We start from the raw sequence: 17,357 nt of genomic DNA, 5'->3' as shown, positions 1-17,357 counted from the left end.
GTCATGGCCGGGAGGACCGGGCTTCCGGGTGCCTCACGGCGGCGGTCACCGGCGCCTCACGGCAGCAGGCGTTGTTCCTTCGCCACTGACACCGCGCCCGCCCTGGTGTCCACGCCCAGCTTGTCGTAGATGCGGCCCAGGTGCGTCTTCACCGTGGCCTCGCTGATGAACAGGGCGCGGGCGATCTCGCGGTTGCCGAGGCCCTGGGAGAGCTGGCCGAGGATGTCGCGTTCGCGGTCGGTGAGCGTGGGCCGCGGGGCGCGCATGCGGGCCATGACGCGCGAGGCGACCGGGGGAGAGAGCGCCGTGCGGCCCTGTGACGCGGCCTGGATCGCGGAGAAGAGCTCCTCGGGGCGCTCCGCCTTGAGGAGGTAGCCCGTCGCGCCCGCCTCGATCGCCCGCGTGATGTCCGCGTCCGTGTCGTAGGTCGTCAGGACCAGGACGTGCGGGGCGGGAGGCGTGGACGACGTGATGCGGCGGGTGGCCTCCACGCCGTCGATCCCCTCGCCCAGCTGCAGGTCCATCAGGACCACGTCCGGCGTCAGCTTCGCGGCCAGGGCCACCGCTTCCTCGCCCGTGCCCGCCTCGCCGACCACCTCGATGTCCGGCGCGCTGCCGAGCAGGGCGAGCAGTCCCGCGCGGACGACGACGTGGTCGTCGCAGACCAGGAGACGGACGGGGGCATCACTGGTCACTGTGGCTCCAAGGGGATCGCTACCGAAAGCACCGCGCCTTCGCCCGGCGCCGACTCGATCGTCAGTGTGCCTCCCAGCTGCACCGCCCGCGCGCGGATCGCGGGCAGCCCGTGGCCCCGTACGCCCGCGGGCGCCCCGGAAACGGGCGGCGGTGTGAAGCCGCGGCCGTCGTCCGCGATGTCCAGGACCACCTGGTCGTCCAGGAGCGTCAGGGTCAGCGCCGCCGTGGTCGCGTCCGCGTGTTCGCGTACGTTCGCAAGGGCGCCCTGCGCGATGCGCAGCAGCGCCGAGCTGACCCGGTCCGGCAGCGGCACCGGCGTGCCCTCCGCGTGGAAGCGGACGGTCAGGCCCGCGTCCGATTCGCGGGCCGCGAGCGTGCGCAGTGCTTCCGCGACGCCCCCGCCGTCCGCGAGGTCGGCGGGCGCCAGGTCGTGCACGAAGCGGCGCGCCTCGGTGAGCCCGTGCTCGGTGATCGACTCGGCGGTGCGGACGTGGGCGCGGGCCTTCGCCGGGTCCGTGTCCCAGACCCGGTCGGCCGCCTGCAGCAGCATCTGCTGGCTGGACAGGCCCTGCGCGAGGGTGTCGTGGATCTCCATGGACAGGCGCTGGCGCTCGGCGAGGGTGCCCTCGCGCCGCTCGGTGGCGGCCAGTTCGCGGCGGGTGCGGATCAGGTCGTCGATCAGCTCGCGCTGGCGGGCCGCCTGGCGCTGCATGTACAGGAAGACGGCGGCCGCGACCGCGGCCCAGGCGGGCGGCGCGAACAGCAGTATCGGGTCGAAGCCGCTCGCGAGCTTCAGCTGCGCGACGACCACGAAGGCGGTCAGGACGGCCACCAGGAACAGGGCGGCGCGCGGCGGCAGCGTACGGAGCCCGGTGTAGAAGAGCGGCACCGCGCACCACGCGAAGCTCGGCGCGAGTATCACGATCACGACCCAGACGGCGACGACGAGGGTCAGCCAGATGAGGCGGCGCGGCGCGGAGGGGCGGGCGCCGACGGTGGGGCCGAGCACGTAGAGGAGCGCGAGGGAGACCGAGAGCGCGATGATCCACGGGGTGCGCGGTTCGCCGGGGTGCCGCATCAGGAAGCGGGCCAGCGACGAGCCGAGCAGAAGGAAGAAGGCCGTGTGCATGACGGCCGCGAGCCAGCGGGCGTCGGGGTCGGCCGTGCGCCGTTCCACCGGGGCGCCTCCTTCTCGTGCTCGTACCGCCGTCAGGCAGTCGCTGAACTGGGCAAACACCCTCATTGTGGCCCGCCGGGACCACAAAGGGGTCAACCGATCGGTTGACCCTGGTGTCGGCCGAGTCGCGCGCGGCTCCCAGCCGGTACGTCGAGGGGTGAGGGGCGGAGGCGACCTGAGGATTGGTGGCAGAGGGAAACAAGCCCCCTCGAACCCCGGACCTCGCCTTCACCCCAGGAGCCCCCGATGCAGAAGCTGTCCCGCCGCACCCGTGTCCTGACCGTCGCCGCCACCGCCGCCGTCCTCGGCGCCGGCACCTTCGGCGCCGTCTCCGCCACCGCCGGCACCCCGGACGCCGCCACCAAGGCGGCCGTCACCGCCGACGCCGGCAACAAGAACCTCACGCAGTCGACGCACCTCACCGTCGCCGCCGCCACCAAGGCCGCGCAGGCCACCCTCGACGCCGCGAAGAAGGAGAACCAGCGCGTCTCCGTCGCCGTCGTCGACCGCAACGGCAACACCATCGTCACGCTGCGCGGCGACGGCGCGGGCCCGCAGTCCTACGAGTCGGCCGAGAAGAAGGCGTACACCGCCGTCTCCTGGAACGCCCCCACCTCCGAGCTGACCAAGCGCCTGGAGCAGGCCCCCACCCTGAAGGACATCCCCGGCACCCTGTTCCTCGCCGGTGGCGCCCCGGTGACCGCCAAGGGCGCGCCCGTCGCGGGCATCGGTGTCGCGGGCGCCCCGAGCGGCGACCTGGACGAGAAGTTCGCCAAGGCGGGCGTGGCGGCGCTGGGCCGCTGACACCCCCTGGGCCGCTGAGCTGCCGAAGCCGACGGATCTCACCATGCTGAGGTTGTTCCCGGCCCGTACGACGACGAGGAGAACGATCATGAACATCACCGCTGCCGACCAGCGGCTGCTCGACGCCGCACGGGCCGGGAACGCCTCGGAGGTGGCCGCCGCCCTCGACGCGGGGGCCCGCGTCGAGGCCCGCGACACCGAACTGCGCACCCCTCTGCTGCTCGCCGCCATCGGCGACCACGTCGAGGCAGCGAGGGTCCTGGTGGCCGCGGGTGCCGACGTCGACGCGCAGGACCACCGCTCCGACAGCCCCTGGCTGGTGACCGGGGTGACGGGCAGCGTCGCCATGCTGCACGTGCTGCTGCCCGCGGGCCCCGACCTGAAGCTGCGCAACCGCTTCGGCGGGATCAGCGTGATCCCCGCCTCCGAGCGCGGCCACGTCGCGTACGTACGGGAGGTGCTCCGCGTCACCGACATCGACGTGGACCACGTCAACGACCTCGGCTGGACCGCCCTGTTGGAGGCCGTCATCCTCGGCGACGGCGGCCGTGCGCACCAGGAGATCGTGGAGCTGCTCCTCGCCGCGGGCGCCACGCCCTCTCTCGCCGACCGGGACGGCGCCACCCCGCTCGCGCACGCGGAGCGCCGCGGTTTCACGGAGATCGCGGGTCTGCTGCGGGGTGCCGCGTGAAGGGCCGTGCCCTCGCGGCCGGGACGTCGGCCCTGCTGGCCGCCGCCGTCCTCGCGGGCTGCGCGTCCGGGGCCGAAGCGCCCGCCGCCGCCCCCGAGCCCACCCGCGCGAAGGCCACCGCCACCCTGCCCGCTGACACGAGGACCCCCGAAGGCACCCTTCTGGTCGCCGACTTCGGGTCCGACACGGTGACCTTCGTGGACCCCGAGCAGGGGCCCATCGACTCCGTCGAGGTCGGCAGGGCGCCCTACGGGCTGACCGTGGGCGAGGACGGCCGTGCCTGGGTCGCGACGGCCGAGGGCGTCGCCGTCGTCGACACCGCGGCCCGCAAGCGCGTCGACCGCGTCCCGTACGAGACGGAGACCGGCCCCGCGACGACGGGCGAGTACCGCGGCGGCGGCATGGGCATCGCCCTCGCGCCCGACGGCGAGCACGTCTACGTGGGCGTCAACGTGCCCGGCGGAAACGGGACGTTGGAGGTCATCGACACCGAGGAGCGCGAGGTCACCGACACCGTGCCCGTCGGGCGGCGGCCCTTCGACGTCGACGTCTCCCAGGACGGCCGCGAGGTCTACGCCACCGGCCACGACTCCTTCGACGTGACCGTGGTGCGCGCCGACTCGCTGAAGCCGCGCCGCATCGAGGTCGCCCCCTACGGCACGGAGGGCGGCCTCGGCTCCTGGCTGAAGCCGCACTACACGGCCGTACGGCCCTCCGACGGACGGCTGCTGCTGCCCTTCGAGGGCGAGAAGCTCGTCGTACTCGACCCGCGCACCGGTGAGTACGACGTCGAGAAGATGACCGCAAACACGCACCAGCACGGCGCGGCCGTCACCGAGGACGGCACCCTGTTCGCGGTCGGCACCGGGCCCATCGACCCGGACGCCGACGACGGGCCCTCGCTGACCGTGCGGACGAAGGACGGCAAGGAGCGCGTGATCGCGCTGGACGGACCGCACGAGGACGTCGCCGTGTCCGGGGACGGCCGCACCGCGTACGTCACCGGCGGCTTCACGCGCGACGGCTACTGGAACGGCGTCTCGGTCGTCGACGTGGCGGACGGCACGGTGCGCCGACTCCCGGCGGGAGAGCGGCCGTTGGGCATCGCGGTGCTCTGACCTGCCGTGGGGCAGGAGGCGGGGCCTGGGGCGATATCGCCCCAGGCCCGAACATGTGCCGCATAAGATCGATCGGGTGGACAAGCGATCTCCGGCCGTCCGAGCCGCCACCCTGACCTGCGCCCTCGCCCTGCTCGCCACCGTGAGCGCCTGCAGCGGTTCGGGCGCCGACGGCACCCCGGGCGCGGACGGCGTGCGCGACCCGTACTTCCCCAAGCTGGGCAACGGCGGCTACGACGTCGAGCACTACGGCCTCACCCTCGGCTACGACCCCGACGCGCGGCACCTCACCGGCACCGCCGAGATCACCGCCCGCGCCACCAAGAAGCTCAGCGCCTTCAACCTCGACCTGAAGGGGCTCGACGTCTCCGCCGTCACCGTCGAGGGCAAGCCCGCCCGCTTCCAGCGCGCGGGCCAGGAGCTGAAGATCCGCCCCGCCCACGACCTCGACCGGGACGAGACGTTCCGCGCGACCGTCCGCTACTCCGGCACCCCCGAGACCATCACCGACGTCGACGGCGCCGAGGAGGGCTGGCTCAAGACGGCGGACGGCGCGCTCGCGCTCGGTGAGCCCGCCGGGTCGATGGCGTGGTTCCCCGGCAACCACCACCCGAGCGACAAGGCCGCGTACGACATGGAGATCACCGTCCCCAAGGGCCTGCAGGCCGTCTCCAACGGTGAGTTGACCCGCGAGACGACCCACAACGGCCGCACCACCTTCGCCTGGCACAGCGCCGAACCGATGGCGAGCTACGTGGCGACCGTGGCCATCGGGAAGTACGACATGGAGACCTCGGTGACGGAGGACGGGCTGCCGGTCGTCACGGCCGTCGACCGCACCGTGGCCAAGGAGAGCAGGAAGGTCCTGTCGAAGGTCCCGGACGTCATGGAGTGGGCGGAGTACAACTTCGGGCCCTACCCCTTCTCGTCGACCGGAGTGATCGTCGACCGGCCCGAGGACGCGGCCTACGCCCTGGAGACCCAGACCCGCCCCGTCTTCCCCGCCGACAGCTTCGACACCGAGACCCTCGTCCACGAGCTGGCCCACCAGTGGTTCGGCAACTCCGTCACGCCCAAGACGTGGCGGGACATGTGGCTCAACGAGGGCTTCGCGACGTACGCGGAGTGGCTGTACGAGGAGGACAACGGCGGCGACACCGCGCAGGAGGTCTTCGACGCGCTCTACGACGACGAGCGCTACGAGGAAGACGAGGACAACGAGGAGACCTGGGACTTCCCGCCCGCCAAGCCCACGGACGCCGGCAGCGTCTCGGACGCTCCCGTGTACGACCGCGGCGCCATGGTCATCCACAAGATCCGCCAGGCCGTGGGCGACGAAGCGTTCTACGACATCGTGCAGGGCTGGGCGAGGACGTACCGCCACAAGAACGCGGACACCAAGGACTTCACGGAGTACGTCGAGAAGCACGCGGGCAGCGACGAGGCGCGCGAGAAGGTCGCGGGCATCTGGGGCGACTGGCTGTACGGGGAGGGCAAGCCGGAGCGGCGGTGAAGCCCTCCCTCACAGCGGCTTCCGCAGCACCGCGCACGGCCGGTGCCGCGCGCGGTCCCCGCGGTGGCCGATGACGAGGTAGCCGAGCGCCGTCCAGAACCGCAGCCCCTTGGGGTTGTTCTCCAGGACGGCCAGGCGCACGGCGTCCCGGCCCGCGTCCCTGAACCGCCCCTCGACCAGGGTCGCCAACTCCCGCCCCACGCCGGTGCGGTGGAGCTCGGCGGCCACGACGAGCAGCCCGATCCACGGGTCGGGGTCGGTGGGGTCGGGGTGGTGGGCGAGGGTGACGGCGACCCCGGCGAGCCGCCCCTCGGAGCGGGCGAGCAGCACCTCCGTGTCGGGGTGGGCGAGTTCGTCCGCCAGGGCCTTGGCGACCTGCTCGACGCGGATGTCGTCGGGGTCGGGGAAGTCCCCGCTGAGCGCGAAGAACTCGCGGTTCGCCGCGTACAGCGCGGTCACCTCGGTGAGGAGGTGACCGGGCAGGGCTCCGTCGACGGCGACGAGCGGTTCGAGGATCATGCGGGGCAGGCTAGCGGGACGGCTCCGCGTCGGGCGCCCCGCGGGACTCGCGCCACTCGGTGAACACGTTCCACGCCCAGCAGCCGGCCGCGCCCACATAGGCGGCGAACCAGCCCGTGAAGTGGCCCTCCCTGACTGCCTCGTCGACGGCGAGGACGAGGAGGAGCACGGTCAACGCGGCGGCGCGGTACAGCTTGTGCCGCGCGAGGCGCAGGCGCTTGCGGGGCCCTTCGGCGAGCCGCATCGCGTACACCTCGACGTCGCCGAAGGCGTCGTCGGCGCGCTCGCCGAAGGAGCCCGCGAGGTGCTGCCTGGCCTCCTGCACATGGCCGCGCGCCTCGGCTGCCGTCATGGCGTGCCGCCCCCGCAGCAGCCCTTCGAGGCGCGTGAGCCACTCCTCGTCGTCGCGGTGCGGCCTCGGTGTGAACCACCGGTCCAGGGTGGTGTCGGGGAAGAGGTAGATGCCGACGGCCCAGGCGACGCAGACGGCCATGAGGACCGGCACGGGCACGCTGAACAGCCGCTCCCCGGGCGCCGCGTCGATGACGGCGGCCCCGGCCGCGACGGTCCCCGCGGCCCCCGCGAGGAAGGCCCACATGCCGCGCATCCGTCCCGCGGCGCGGGCGACGAAGGCGAGGGTGCCGAGCGAGGCGACGACCACGACGGTCGAGCATCCCGCGACCGAGGTCCAGCTCCCCTCCAGCCAGAGGCCGTCCTCGATCCAGTACAGGACGCAGAGCATGAACCCGATGAACCCGAGCGTCCCGAGGGAGGCGGTGACGCGCTCGCCGGGCGTCAGGCCGTGCGGGTCGACCTTGGCGCGGTGCTCCTCGCCGATGCGCTCGGCGGCGACCGTGCGCGCGTACGCGTCCGGTTCGCCGAGGACCTCGGTGGCCGGCAGCCCGGCCTCCGCCACGACCTGGTGGGCCTCGGCGAGCACCTCGTCGGCGAGCCCGGCGGGCGCGTCGTGGTCGAGCACGAGCCGTACGCGGACCGAGTCCGCCCAGTCCTCGTCCTCCTCGCGGGCCCAACTGAGCTCAGGCGTATGCGTCTTGCTCACTGTCATCCCCCTTGCCGAGGAGCGAGGCGACGGTCCGGGTGAAGTCACCCCACGCGGCCTGGTCATGCCGCAGCCTCGCCCGCCCCTCCTCGGTGATCCGGTAGTACTTCCGCCCGGGGCCGCCCTCTCCGGCGCCCCACTCGACCTCGACGGAGCCCTCTTCTTCGAGGCGCGCGAGGGCGGGGTAGAGCGTCGCCGCCTTCACCCCGCCGAGTCCCGCGTCGGCAAGGCGGTTCAGCAGGGCGTAGCCGTAGCTCTTCTCCTCGCCGTCGAGGATCCCGAGCAGACAGAGGGGCAGCGCGGCGCGGGTCCACGGGGTGTGAGCGTCGGCCACGGTGCCCTCTCCTTCGCAGGTGCGGTCTGCCGGTCTGCAGACTATTCAAGTATCCAGAATAGTCCGCGAACTGTAAAACCCGGGGGGGAGGGCGCGGGAACGCCAGAGGGCCCCGGCGGTGCCGGGGCCCTCTGGACTGTCGGCTGGATCCTCAGCCGGTGGCGTCGACTCAGACGTTCACGCCGAAGTCCTGCGCGATGCCGACCAGGCCCGAGGCGTAGCCCTGGCCGACGGCGCGGAACTTCCACTCGGCGCCGTTGCGGTACAGCTCGCCGAAGACCATGGCGGTCTCGGTGGCGGCGTCCTCGGAGAGGTCGTAACGCGCGATCTCGGTGCCGCCGGCCTGGTTCACGATGCGGATGAACGCGTTGCGGACCTGGCCGAAGTTCTGCGAGCGGTTCTCGGCGTCGTAGATCGAGACCGGGAAGACGATCTTCTCGATGTCGGCGGGCAGGCCCGCGAGGTTCACGTTGATCTGCTCGTCGTCGCCCTCGCCCTGGCCCGTGACGTTGTCACCGGTGTGGACGATGGTCTGGTCCGGCGTCGCCTTGTTGTTGAAGAAGACGAAGTGCTGGTCCGAGAAGACCTTGCCCTGGGTGTTCACCGCGATCGCGGAGGCGTCCAGGTCGAAGTCGGTGCCAGTGGTGGTGCGGACGTCCCAGCCGAGGCCCACGGTGACGGCGGTCAGGCCCGGAGCCTCCTTGGTGAGCGAGACGTTGCCACCCTTGGACAGGCTTACTGCCATTGTTGGGAGTCCCTTCCCTCGTTACGTACGCACAGTGTGCGATAGGCGCTTCGTACTGGGGACGAAGCTACCTTCACCCGTACCAACGCCGTCGGGGGTCCCCAAGGTTCCAGTTCGCTTTACTTTCTTTACCCGCCGGATCCGGCCGGGCGGCGGAAAAGAACGTGACGTGCGCCCGACAGGCGCGGGACCATGGGGGCATGTCCGGTCCTCATGTCATCCGCGGTTCGGTCCTCCTGCCCGAGGCCGAGCTCATGTGGCGTTTCTCGCGGTCGTCGGGGCCGGGTGGGCAGCACGTCAACACCAGCGACTCCCAGGTCGAGCTGCGGTTCGACCTCGCGAGCACCGACGCGCTGCCCGAGGTGTGGAAGCGGCGTGCGCTGGAGCGCCTCGCGCCCCGGCTGGTCGACGGGGTCATCGCCGTACGCGCCAGCGAGCACCGCTCCCAGTGGCGCAACAGGGAGATGGCCGCCACCCGCCTCGCTTCCCTCCTCGCCGAGGCCACGGCCCCGCCCCCGAAGCCGCGGCGCGCGACCAAGGTCCCGCGGGGCATCAACGAACGCCGCCTGAGGAACAAGAAGCAGCGGAGCGAGACGAAGAGGGGCAGATCGGGCCAAGGCTGGGGCTGATCAGCGCCCCGTAAGGGGCGCGGGGAACTGCGCGCTCAGCCACGAAAAAGCCGCAGACGCGTCTGCCGGGATCTCGGCAGTTGCGACTGCGGCTTTCTTTGGGTTGCTCGCGCAGTTCCCCGCGCCCCTTACGGGGCTCAGCCCAGCTGTCGATAGCGGCCCCTGAAGTACGTCAGAGGCCCGCCTTCGGCACTCGGCAGCGACGCGGTCAGGACGCGGGCGATCACCAGTGTGTGATCCCCCGCGGCCACCGTCTGCTCCGTCCGGCACTCCAGCGTCGCCAGTGCCCCGCCGATCAGCGGGGCGCCGGACGCGGAGCCCCGTACGTACGGGATGTCCTCGAAGAGCAGGCGGTCGCTGATCCGGCCCTTCATCGCGAAGCGCCCCGCGATGTGCCGCTGGCTCTCGGCGAGCACCGACACCGCCCACAGCGGCTGCTCGGCGAGCAGGTCGTCCATCCGGGAGCCCTCGCGCAGGCTCACCATCACCAGGGGCGGGTCCAGGGAGACGGACACGAAGGCCGTGGCCGTCATGCCCACGTCCTCGCCCGCGGGGGCGGTCGGGTCGTCGGGGTCCAGGGCGGGCTCGCGCGCCGTCACCAGGACCACGCCCGCGGCCAGGCGGGACATCGCCGCGCGGAACTCGTCGTTGCTCACCCCATCAGCATGCCCATCCGGTGACGGACGGCGCGGGGTGGGCGGGGCCGGGAGAGTCTTCAGTACGTGAGCCACGCGTCGACGCTAGCCCGGCGGTACCCTCCGCCACATCGGGCCTTGGGACGAGGCCGGGTCCTAGGACCAATCTCGGAGAAGGTGGCACGCAGTGCCCCGAAATGCGGTGGACTAGGCCAAGGGACTGGACCAACGGCGGCTCCCCTCCTGTGACTTGAGTCACAGGACCCATATTTTGTTGACCCTGTGTACCGAGTGGGCAGCTCGCTGTGATTCAGTGACGGTGGCAATAAGACACTGAGGGCACAAGGGCACAGAAGAACCAGTGCCAACGGCACTGAAGAACACTGCGGGCGCTGCGCATCCTGGAGTTGCTGTCGAGGTCTCGGGGAGAACGAGCATGGAGACCGAGTCGGAGCCGTACGTCCGTCTTGCGACCCTGCGGCAGCTGCACCAGGTGGTGGCGGAGCTCAACACGGCCCGGAGCCTGGCGGACACGCTGCAGACCGTCGCCGACGGCGTCGTCAACGGCCTTGGCTATGAGCTGGCGTGCGTCAATCTCGTGCGCCCGGACGGCGACCTCGTCGTCGCCGCCTTCGCGGGCAACCCCTCCGCCGAAGCCCTCATCACCGGACGCGTCGGCTCCCGCGACGCCTGGGAGCGCCGCCTCGCCATGGGCGAGCCGTGGGGCGCCCTGCGCTTCATCTCGTACACCGAGGGCTGGGTCCTCGACGACGACGACGTCCCCCAGTGGTACACCGAAGGCCCCGAGCCCCGCTTCGAGGACGAGTGGCACCCCTCGGACCGCCTCTTCGCCCCCATGTACGCGACCGGGGCGGCCGGCGGCGAGCTCCTCGGCGTGATCTCCGTGGACCGGCCCCGCAACGGCCGCAGGCCCGGCGCCTGGGGCCGCGAGGCCCTGCAGATGTACGCCTTCCAGGCCGCCATCGCGATCAGCAACGCCCGCCTGCGGGCCAACATGCAGCGCGCCCTGGTCAGGCTGGAGCGCGAGCAGCAGGCACTGCGGGCCAGCGAGGAGTCCTTCCGCCAGGCCTTCGAGTACGCCCCCTCCGGCATGGCCATCGCCGAGATGGGCGGCGACCAGCACGGCCGGATCCTGCGGACGAACGACGCCCTGTGCCGCCTCCTGGGCCGCCCGGCCTCGGCCATGCGGCGCTACTCCTTCTCCGACCTCGTCCACCCCGAGGACATCGGCACCCTCCTGCGCACCTCCGCCGAGGGCGGCCGCGCCGAGCTGCGCCTCGCGCGCCGCGACGGGACGTACGTCTGGGTCTCCCTGCGGAACTCCGTGGTCGCGGACGCCGCCGACGGGCCCCGCTTCCTGCTCACGCACGTCGAGGACATCGAGGACCGCAAGCGCCGCGAGCTGCAGCTCGCCCACCGGGCCAGCCACGACTCGCTCACCGGCCTGCCCAACTCCGCCGAGCTGCGCGCCCGGCTCAGCGCCCGGCTCTGCAGGAGGCCCCACGCGGGGCAGCCCAGCGCGGTGGACTCCCTCGACGCCGCCTACGAACACGGCTTCGACTTCGGCCACGCCTCCCACCAGCAGGACGAAGGCTTCGACCACCACGTCCACACCATCGCCCCCGAGGGCGGCGACGGCGACGTGGACGACGGCACGAAGGGGCTCGCGGTCCTCTTCTGCGACCTCGACGGCTTCAAGTCGATCAACGACCGCTTCGGGCACCACACCGGCGACGCCGTCCTCATCGAGGTCGCCAGGCGCCTCACCAGCGGCGTTCGGGACGGGGACACCGTGGCGCGGCTCGGCGGCGACGAGTTCGTCGTCCTCGCCGACGGCCTCGGCCGGGCCGACGCCCAGGACCTCGCGGTCCGGCTGCGGAACGCGATCATCCCGCCGATCCGCGTCGACGGAAGAGCGGTCCGTGTGGGAGCCAGTTTCGGCATCGGCTGGGCCCACTGCGGGATGTCGGCCGACGAAGTGTTGCACTCCGCTGACCAGCGGATGTACGTGGAGAAACGGTCCCGTGCCAAGCAGCACCGCCGGGCCGGCTGACGGTCCGGATGAGGTCAACGCCACCCCGTGGGCTCACTCGGACCGGGTAGGCTCCCGGGCGTCAGCGATGTGAGGGAGTGACCTGGGAATGACGCCCGGCAATAACGGCGAGAACACGCCGAGCGCGCCGCAGGGCGACGACGATCCGTTCGGCTACCTGTACGAGGACGGACAGGCAGCCGGAGCGACCCCGCCGAGCGGCGGTGGCGGCTACGGGTACCCGGGTCCCCGGTCCTCGTACAACCAGGTCAGAGCGGTCGGCGACCGGCGCCCGCAGTACGGGCAGACCCAGCCGACGCAGCAGTACGGCCAGCAGGTCCCGCAGCAGCAGGGCCAGCAGGGCTACGGCCAGCCGAACGCCCACTACACCGCCCCCGAGGCACAGCCCGGCGGCGCCCCCGTCACCAGCCCTCACGCGCCCGCGCCCGCCGGCCGGGGCCGCGGGCCCAACACCAAGGGCCTGCTGATCGCCGCCATCGCCGTGGTCGCGGTCGTCGCCATAGGGATCGGTGCCGCGGTGCTCTTCGGAGGCGACGGCAACAAGAGCGACGAGGGCAAGCAGGCCGGCGGCAAGCCGTCGCAGGCCGAGTCCGTGAAGCCCAGCGAGAAGCCGTCCAAGAAGCCCGAGGAGAACGTCGAGCTCCCCAAGACGGACGCCAAGGCCCTGAAGCTGGAGGGCGGCACCACCACCGCCTCCGACGTCGAGGGGTCCAAGGCGGCCGGCGGGGTCTACGTGGCGGGCTTCGACAAGGTCGGCGCCCAGCTGACCTGGACGGTCAACGGCATCCCCAAGGACGGCAGCTACAGCCTCCGGGTGAACTACGGAGTGCCCGGCAAGGACTCCAACGCCACCATCCTCGTCAACGGCAAGAAGCAGACCCGCCCCCTGAACATGAAGAACTTCGCCGGCGCCAAGGAAGGCGACTGGGAGAAGGGCTGGACCAACACCTGGGCGGTGGTCCAGCTCACCAAGGGGACCAACACCGTCACGCTGACCTGCGCGCAGAGCGACCTCTGCGGGACGACCGGGGCGAACATCGACCAGATGTGGCTCGTCGAGGGCAGCAACGGCTAGCCCCGATCACCTGGATCCCGGGGCTGCTTCAGCAGCCCCAGGAAACCCGCCACCGTCCCGGCCATCGCCTCGCGAGCCGGGACGAGGTATTTCCGGGGGTCGACGCCCTTGTCGTGGGCGGCCAGATACGCGCGGACCTCGCCCGTGAACGCCGTGTTGAGCGCCGTCCCCACGTTGATCTTCACCATCCCGGAGGCGACGGCGCGGCGGATCTCCTCGTCCGGTACGCCACTTGAGCCGTGCAGGACCAGGGGCACGGGCACCGCCGCCGCGAGGGACGCGATCAACGCGTGGTCCAGGGCCGCCGTGCGCTCCGTCATCGCGTGCGAGGAGCCCACCGCCACCGCGAGGGCGTCGACGCCCGTCTCCGCGACGTACGCGGCCGCCTCCGCCGGATCGGTGCGCACCCCCGGCGCGTGCGCGTCCAGCGGCGCCTCGCCCTCCTTGCCGCCCACCTCGCCGAGCTCGGCCTCGACCCAGATGCCGCGCTCGTGGCCCCAACGCACCGCGTCCGCCGTCGCCTTCACGTTCTCGCCGTACGTCAGCTTCGACGCGTCGAACATGACCGAGCTGAAGCCCTCGGGGTGCGCGGCCCGCAGCAGTTCGACGTCCGTCACGTGGTCGAGGTGGAGGGAGAGGCGGGCCGACGAAGCGCGGGCCACCGCTGCCGTCGCGGCCGCTATCGCGGACAGGTGCCCGCCGTGGAACTTCACCGCGTTCTCGGATATCTGCAGGATCGCCGGGGTCCCCGCCCGTTCGGCGCCCCGCGCGACGGCCTCCGCGTGCTCCAGGGTGATGACGTTGAACGCGGCGACTCCGTGACCCGCGGCGCGGGCGTCCGCGACGAGTTCCCCGGTGTTGACGAGTGGCACGATGCTCCCCAATTCCCAGGGCGCTGCGCCCCGTTGTGCGGTGCGAAAACGTGGTGCGAGAACGGCTCTATGCGTCGCTGCGGCGGTTCACGCCGCGGTGGCCAGTCCGGTCACCGCGACCCGCGGCAGCAGGTCTTCGTACGTCGAGGGGTCGAACTCGCCCGCCACCGGCGCCACCACGGTCGCCGCGGACAGCGCCACGGCGCGGGCCAGGCGGTCGGGCCACGGCATCCCTTCGGCGAGCGCGGAGAGCAGCCCCGCCACGGCCGAGTCGCCGGCGCCCGTCGGATTGCCGCGCACCCGCTTCGGGGGCCGTGCGCGCCAGCCGCCGTCCGGGGTGAGGGCGAGGAGGCCGTCGGCGCCCAGCGAGGCGACCACGGTGTGCGCGCCCCTGCGGCGGGCGTCGCGGGTGGCCTGCGCGGGCTCGTGGGAGCCGGTCAGCTCGGCGAGTTCGTCGGCGTTGGGCTTGACGATGTCGGGGCGTGCGGCGACGCCGCGGCGCAGCGGCTCCCCGCTGGTGTCGAGCAGGACGGGGACCCGGACGGCGCGTGCGGCCCGTATCAGCAGGGCGTAGGCGCCGACGGGCACGCCGGGCGGCAGGCTGCCGCAGAGCGCGACCGCGGCCATGTCCGCGCGGCGCACCAACTCCTCGTAGGAGTCCAGGAAGGCGGCCCACTCCTCGGGGGTGACGGCCGGGCCCGGTTCGTTGAGCTGCGTGGTGTCGCCGGTCGCGTCGTCGACCACGGCGAGGGTGCGGCGGGTGGGGCCCGCGACCGGGGCGAGGGCGTCCGTGACGCGCGGTTCGAGGGCGAGGCGCTCGCGCAGGGTGCGGCCGGTGTCGCCGCCCGCGAAGCCGGTGACGGTCACGTCGTGGCCGAGGGCGGCGAGCACGCGGGCGACGTTCAGGCCCTTGCCGCCGGGGCGTTCGGTCACCTCGGTGACGCGGTGCGAGGCGTGCGGGGTGAGCGCGGGCACGCGGTAGGTGAGGTCGAGGGCGGCGTTCAGCGTGACGGTGAGGATCACTCGTACCACCCCCGAAGTGCTTCTGACGCGCCTGTTCGTCGGCCTTCCTACGGGGTCTGATCATGCCAAACAGAAGGCGGTTGGCCCAGAGGTCGGGGCCAACCGCCTTGCGTTCCACGAGGAGTGAACGGGTGGTGGAATCACCCGAGTTGGGGGCTAAAAGGGGTCAACCACCCATTCGCCCTTGCGCATCACGCCCTTGAGGTCGAAGGCCGCGTCCAGGACCACCAGGTCCGCGTCCTTGCCGGGCTCCAGGGAGCCCACCGTGTCGTACATCCCGAGCAGCCGGGCCGGGTTGGCGGAGATGGCGCGGACGGTGTCCTCCACGGACAGGCCGTCGACGGTCACCGAGCGCTTGAACGCGCGGTCCAGGGTGAGGGTGGAGCCCGCGATCGAGCCGCCCTCGACGAGGCGCGCGACGCTGTCCTTCACCTCGACCTCCAGCGGGCCGAGCATGTAGCGGCCGTCGCCGAAGCCCGCCGCGTCCATCGCGTCGGTGATCAGCGCGACGCGGTCGGCGCCCGCGTGGTGGAAGGCCATCTCGAAGGCGGCCGGGTGGAGGTGCGTGCCGTCGTTGATCAGCTCGACGGTGATCCGCTCGTCCTCCAGGAGCGCGGCGATCGGGCCGGGGGCGCGGTGGCCGAGGGCCGGCATGGCGTTGTAGAGGTGCGTGGCGACGGTGGCGCCCGCGTCGATGGCCTCCACCGTCTGCTCGTACGTCGCGTCCGTGTGGCCGATGGCCGCGATCACGCCGTGCTCGGCCAGGAGGCGTACGGAGTCGATGCCGCCCGGCAGTTCGGTGGCGAGCGTGACCATCTTGGCGTGGCCGCGGGCCGCGTCGATCAGCTTGCGGACCTCGGCCGGGTCGGGGTCGCGCAGCAGCGTCTCGTCGTGGGCGCCCTTGCGGCACGGGGAGATGAACGGCCCCTCGAAGTGGACGCCCGCGATCTCGCCCTGCTCGGCGAGCTCGGAGAGGAGCCCCGCGCGCTGCGTGAGGAAGTCCGCCTCGCCGGTCACGAAGGAGGCGACGACGGTGGTGGTGCCGTGCAGCCGGTGGGTGTGGATGCCCTTGAGGACGTCCTCGACGGTGCCCGAGGTGAAGGAGGCGCCACCGCCGCCGTGGTTGTGGATGTCGACGAAGCCGGGGACCACCCAGTGGCCGGACAGGTCGAGGGTCTGTGCGTCCGCGAAGGGGGTCCCCCCTGCACGGAGCTCGTCGGAGTGCTCGGGGGAGCTCTCCGCGATGCGCGTGCCGTCGACGATCACGCGGCCGTTCGTGAGGGTCCCGGTGGGCAGGACCACCTGTGCACCGGCGAGAACCTTGCTAGTGGCCATCAGGTGGTTACCTCCGTGGGGTCGGTGTCTGTGGCGGCGGTCGCTGTGGGGGCGGTCTGCTGGTCGAGGAGGTCCCAGGCGAGCAGGCCCGCGCCCAGGCACCCGGCGGTGTCGCCGAGGGCCGCGGGGACGATCTCCGGCAGCGTCTGGAACTGGACGATGCGCGCCGCGACGGCGGCCCGCAGCGGTGTGAACAAGGTTTCCCCCGCCTCGGCGAGACCGCCACCGATGATCAGGGTGTGCGGGTCCAGCAGAGTGAGGGCGGTGAGGAGGCCGTCGGCGAGGGCGTCGACGGCGTTCCGCCAGACCTCCTGGGCCCTGGGGTCGCCGGACTCCACGGCCTTCGCGCAGTCGGCGGCGTCCGCCTCGGGGTCGCCGCTCGCCTCGGCCCAGGCCTTGCTCACCGCGGACGCGGAGGCGAGGCGCTCCAGGCAGCCGCGCTGGCCGCAGCCGCAGGGCGGTCCGTCGGGGCGTACGACGATGTGGCCGATCTCGCCGGCCGAGCCGTGGGCGCCGGGCTCGATGGAGCCGCCGATGCCGATGGCGCCGGCGATGCCCGTGCCGAGCGGCACGAAGAGGAAGCGGTCGGAGCCCTTGCCCGCGCCGATGCGGCCCTCGGCGAGGCCGCCGGTGCGGACGTCGTGGCCGAGGGCCACGGGGACGCCTTCCAGACGGGCGCTGAGGAGGTCCCGCAGGGGGACGTCGCTCCAGCCGAGGTTGGAGGCGTACACCGCGATGCCGCGCTCGGAGTCGACGATGCCGGGCACCGTGACACCGGCCGCGGCGGCGGGTTCCCCGAACCGCTCGGTGCCGTGGGCGCGCAGGTCCGCCGCGAAGTCGAGGATGGACTCGACGACGGCTTCGGCCCCGCGCTCGCGCCCGGTCGGGCGGCGCGCCTCGTACAGCAGGGTGCCGTCCGCCCCCACCAGGGCGGCCTTCATTCCGGTGCCGCCCACATCGAGGGCGATGACGTGTCTCACGGGGGACAGTCTCGCGTGTCACCCCGTGAGAGGTCTAGTCCACTTCGGGTACTGCTGCGGGACGAAGGTCCTTTTTG

At 72.4% G+C, this 17,357-nt stretch carries 18 protein-coding genes; 7 read left to right on the top strand and 11 right to left on the bottom strand.

All coding sequences use genetic code 11. The features are described from left to right. Nucleotides 1-56: 56 nt before the first annotated feature. Together ACZ4D5_RS34900 and ACZ4D5_RS34895 are read right to left on the bottom strand one after the other, a co-directional pair. Nucleotides 57-695 (bottom strand): response regulator, encoded by a 639-nt coding sequence (locus ACZ4D5_RS34900; protein WP_467776500.1) that lies wholly within the window; start codon nt 693-695, stop codon nt 57-59. Then, nucleotides 692-1,825 (bottom strand): sensor histidine kinase, encoded by a 1,134-nt coding sequence (locus ACZ4D5_RS34895; RefSeq protein ID WP_467776639.1) that lies wholly within the window; start codon nt 1,823-1,825, stop codon nt 692-694. The genes ACZ4D5_RS34900 and ACZ4D5_RS34895 overlap by 4 nt, the downstream gene beginning before the upstream one ends. Nucleotides 1,826-2,119: 294 nt before the next feature. Here ACZ4D5_RS34895 and ACZ4D5_RS34890 point away from each other — a divergent pair, with 294 nt between their 5' ends. The 4 genes from ACZ4D5_RS34890 (at nt 2,120) to ACZ4D5_RS34875 (ending at nt 5,999) form a co-directional block, all read left to right on the top strand. Continuing rightward, nucleotides 2,120-2,677, top strand: coding sequence for a GlcG/HbpS family heme-binding protein (locus ACZ4D5_RS34890; protein WP_467776499.1), 558 nt, complete (start codon nt 2,120-2,122; stop codon nt 2,675-2,677). Nucleotides 2,678-2,765: 88 nt separating this feature from the next. Then, the gene (locus ACZ4D5_RS34885; RefSeq protein ID WP_467776498.1) at nt 2,766-3,368 is read left to right on the top strand and encodes an ankyrin repeat domain-containing protein; all 603 of its coding nucleotides are present in this window, start codon (nt 2,766-2,768) and stop codon (nt 3,366-3,368) included. Beyond that, the gene (locus tag ACZ4D5_RS34880; protein ID WP_467776497.1) at nt 3,365-4,486 is read left to right on the top strand and encodes a YncE family protein; all 1,122 of its coding nucleotides are present in this window, start codon (nt 3,365-3,367) and stop codon (nt 4,484-4,486) included. The genes ACZ4D5_RS34885 and ACZ4D5_RS34880 overlap by 4 nt, the downstream gene beginning before the upstream one ends. Before the next feature lie 76 nt (nt 4,487-4,562). Continuing rightward, complete coding sequence (locus ACZ4D5_RS34875; RefSeq protein WP_467776496.1) at nt 4,563-5,999, top strand: M1 family metallopeptidase; 1,437 nt, start codon at nt 4,563-4,565, stop codon at nt 5,997-5,999. 9 nt (nt 6,000-6,008) lie between these two features. Here ACZ4D5_RS34875 and ACZ4D5_RS34870 read toward each other — a convergent pair whose 3' ends face one another. From ACZ4D5_RS34870 to ACZ4D5_RS34855, 4 genes are all read right to left on the bottom strand, one after another. Continuing rightward, nucleotides 6,009-6,518: a GNAT family N-acetyltransferase gene (locus ACZ4D5_RS34870; protein ID WP_467776495.1), complete on the bottom strand. Its 510-nt coding sequence runs from the start codon at nt 6,516-6,518 to the stop codon at nt 6,009-6,011. Nucleotides 6,519-6,528: 10 nt separating this feature from the next. After that, nucleotides 6,529-7,578: a hypothetical protein gene (locus ACZ4D5_RS34865; protein WP_467776494.1), complete on the bottom strand. Its 1,050-nt coding sequence runs from the start codon at nt 7,576-7,578 to the stop codon at nt 6,529-6,531. Then, complete coding sequence (locus ACZ4D5_RS34860; RefSeq protein WP_467776493.1) at nt 7,556-7,912, bottom strand: PadR family transcriptional regulator; 357 nt, start codon at nt 7,910-7,912, stop codon at nt 7,556-7,558. Before ACZ4D5_RS34860 ends, ACZ4D5_RS34865 begins: the two co-directional genes overlap by 23 nt. A 169-nt stretch (nt 7,913-8,081) precedes the next feature. Next, nucleotides 8,082-8,657, bottom strand: a complete 576-nt coding sequence (locus ACZ4D5_RS34855; protein WP_055696644.1) for a TerD family protein — start codon at nt 8,655-8,657, stop codon at nt 8,082-8,084. 200 nt (nt 8,658-8,857) lie between these two features. Here ACZ4D5_RS34855 and arfB point away from each other — a divergent pair, with 200 nt between their 5' ends. Further along, nucleotides 8,858-9,286 carry an alternative ribosome rescue aminoacyl-tRNA hydrolase ArfB gene (gene arfB, locus ACZ4D5_RS34850; RefSeq protein ID WP_467776492.1) on the top strand — a complete coding sequence of 143 codons (429 nt, stop codon included), beginning with the start codon at nt 8,858-8,860 and terminating at the stop codon, nt 9,284-9,286. 137 nt (nt 9,287-9,423) lie between these two features. Here the strand turns inward: arfB and ACZ4D5_RS34845 are convergent, their stop codons facing one another. After that, a complete protein-coding gene (locus tag ACZ4D5_RS34845; protein WP_467776638.1) occupies nt 9,424-9,915 on the bottom strand; it encodes a flavin reductase family protein in 492 nt (163 codons plus the stop codon). A gap of 442 nt (nt 9,916-10,357) precedes the next feature. Between ACZ4D5_RS34845 and cdgB the strand changes: the two genes are divergently transcribed. Next, entirely contained in the window at nt 10,358-11,995 is a 1,638-nt protein-coding gene (gene cdgB, locus ACZ4D5_RS34840) for a diguanylate cyclase CdgB (RefSeq protein ID WP_362341198.1), read from the top strand. A gap of 88 nt (nt 11,996-12,083) precedes the next feature. Beyond that, nucleotides 12,084-13,070 (top strand): carbohydrate-binding protein, encoded by a 987-nt coding sequence (locus ACZ4D5_RS34835; protein WP_467776491.1) that lies wholly within the window; start codon nt 12,084-12,086, stop codon nt 13,068-13,070. Here the strand turns inward: ACZ4D5_RS34835 and ACZ4D5_RS34830 are convergent. The 4 genes from ACZ4D5_RS34830 to ACZ4D5_RS34815 all read right to left on the bottom strand — a co-directional run bounded on the left by ACZ4D5_RS34830 (nt 13,067) and on the right by ACZ4D5_RS34815 (nt 17,280). After that, on the bottom strand, nt 13,067-13,942 hold the full coding sequence (locus ACZ4D5_RS34830; RefSeq protein ID WP_467776490.1) for a class II fructose-bisphosphate aldolase: 876 nt from the start codon (nt 13,940-13,942) through the stop codon (nt 13,067-13,069). The two genes, ACZ4D5_RS34835 and ACZ4D5_RS34830, sit on opposite strands and share 4 nt — an antisense overlap. Nucleotides 13,943-14,029: 87 nt before the next feature. Continuing rightward, entirely contained in the window at nt 14,030-14,965 is a 936-nt protein-coding gene (locus ACZ4D5_RS34825; protein WP_467776489.1) for a 1-phosphofructokinase family hexose kinase, read from the bottom strand. Nucleotides 14,966-15,121: 156 nt separating this feature from the next. Next, nucleotides 15,122-16,300, bottom strand: a complete 1,179-nt coding sequence (nagA, locus tag ACZ4D5_RS34820) for an N-acetylglucosamine-6-phosphate deacetylase (RefSeq protein WP_467776488.1) — start codon at nt 16,298-16,300, stop codon at nt 15,122-15,124. Beyond that, nucleotides 16,300-17,280, bottom strand: a complete 981-nt coding sequence (locus ACZ4D5_RS34815; protein WP_467776487.1) for an ROK family protein — start codon at nt 17,278-17,280, stop codon at nt 16,300-16,302. The genes nagA and ACZ4D5_RS34815 overlap by 1 nt, the downstream gene beginning before the upstream one ends. Between the last annotated feature and the right edge of the window lie 77 nt (nt 17,281-17,357).

Source organism: Streptomyces sp. NPDC025651, from assembly GCF_055558735.1.
This window is presented reverse-complemented; position numbering and strand designations above follow the sequence as displayed.